1 rRNA gene is annotated in these 1,560 nt (G+C 51.1%); it reads right to left on the reverse strand.

The annotated features are described in order from the left end of the window. Nucleotides 1-102: 102 nt before the first annotated feature. Nucleotides 103-1,560 (reverse strand): 23S ribosomal RNA (locus tag HMPREF3239_RS05880); the annotation flags it as partial.

Here is a 1,560-nt window from a genome sequence, read left to right on the forward strand (position 1 = left end):
CAGGTGTGACCTCCTTGCCATTGTCACCAGACAAGAGAATGATTATACATTCAAAACTAGATAGTAAGTAAATGATTTTGCTTCGCAAAACTTTGAAATAAATTGATTAAGTCTTCGATCGATTAGTATTCGTCAGCTCCACGTGTCGCCACGCTTCCACCTCGAACCTATTAACCTCATCATCTTTGAGGGATCTTATAACCGAAGTTGGGAAATCTCATCTTGAGGGGGGCTTCATGCTTAGATGCTTTCAGCACTTATCCCGTCCATACATAGCTACCCAGCTATGCCGTTGGCACGACAACTGGTACACCAGAGGTATGTCCATCCCGGTCCTCTCGTACTAAGGACAGCTCCTCTCAAATTTCCTACGCCCACGACGGATAGGGACCGAACTGTCTCACGACGTTCTGAACCCAGCTCGCGTACCGCTTTAATGGGCGAACAGCCCAACCCTTGGGACCGACTACAGCCCCAGGATGCGATGAGCCGACATCGAGGTGCCAAACCTCCCCGTCGATGTGAACTCTTGGGGGAGATAAGCCTGTTATCCCCGGGGTAGCTTTTATCCGTTGAGCGATGGCCCTTCCATGCGGAACCACCGGATCACTAAGTCCGTCTTTCGACCCTGCTCGACTTGTAGGTCTCGCAGTCAAGCTCCCTTATGCCTTTACACTCTATGAATGATTTCCAACCATTCTGAGGGAACCTTTGAGCGCCTCCGTTACCTTTTAGGAGGCGACCGCCCCAGTCAAACTGCCCGCCTGACACTGTCTCCCACCACGATAAGTGGTGCGGGTTAGAAAGCCAACACAGCTAGGGTAGTATCCCACCAGCGCCTCCACGTAAGCTAGCGCTCACGTTTCAAAGGCTCCTACCTATCCTGTACAAGCTGTGCCGAATTTCAATATCAGGCTACAGTAAAGCTCCACGGGGTCTTTCCGTCCTGTCGCGGGTAACCTGCATCTTCACAGGTACTATGATTTCACCGAGTCTCTCGTTGAGACAGTGCCCAAATCGTTACGCCTTTCGTGCGGGTCGGAACTTACCCGACAAGGAATTTCGCTACCTTAGGACCGTTATAGTTACGGCCGCCGTTTACTGGGGCTTCGATTCGTAGCTTCGCAGAAGCTAACCACTCCTCTTAACCTTCCAGCACCGGGCAGGCGTCAGCCCCTATACATCACCTTACGGTTTAGCAGAGACCTGTGTTTTTGATAAACAGTCGCTTGGGCCTATTCACTGCGGCTCTTCTGGGCTTGCACCCTAAAGAGCACCCCTTCTCCCGAAGTTACGGGGTCATTTTGCCGAGTTCCTTAACGAGAGTTCGCTCGCTCACCTTAGAATTCTCATCTTGACTACCTGTGTCGGTTTGCGGTACGGGCACCTATTATCTATCTAGAGGCTTTTCTCGGCAGTGTGAAATCAACGACTCGAGGAAACAATTTCCTCTCCCCATCACAGCTCAATCTTAAGAGTGCCGGATTTGCCTAACACTCAATCTCACTGCTTAGACGTACAATCCAATCGTACGCTTCGCCTATCCTACTGCGTCCCCCC

Origin of the sequence: Staphylococcus sp. HMSC34C02, assembly GCF_001838705.1 — a bacterium.
Lineage (GTDB): Bacteria > Bacillota > Bacilli > Staphylococcales > Staphylococcaceae > Staphylococcus > Staphylococcus borealis.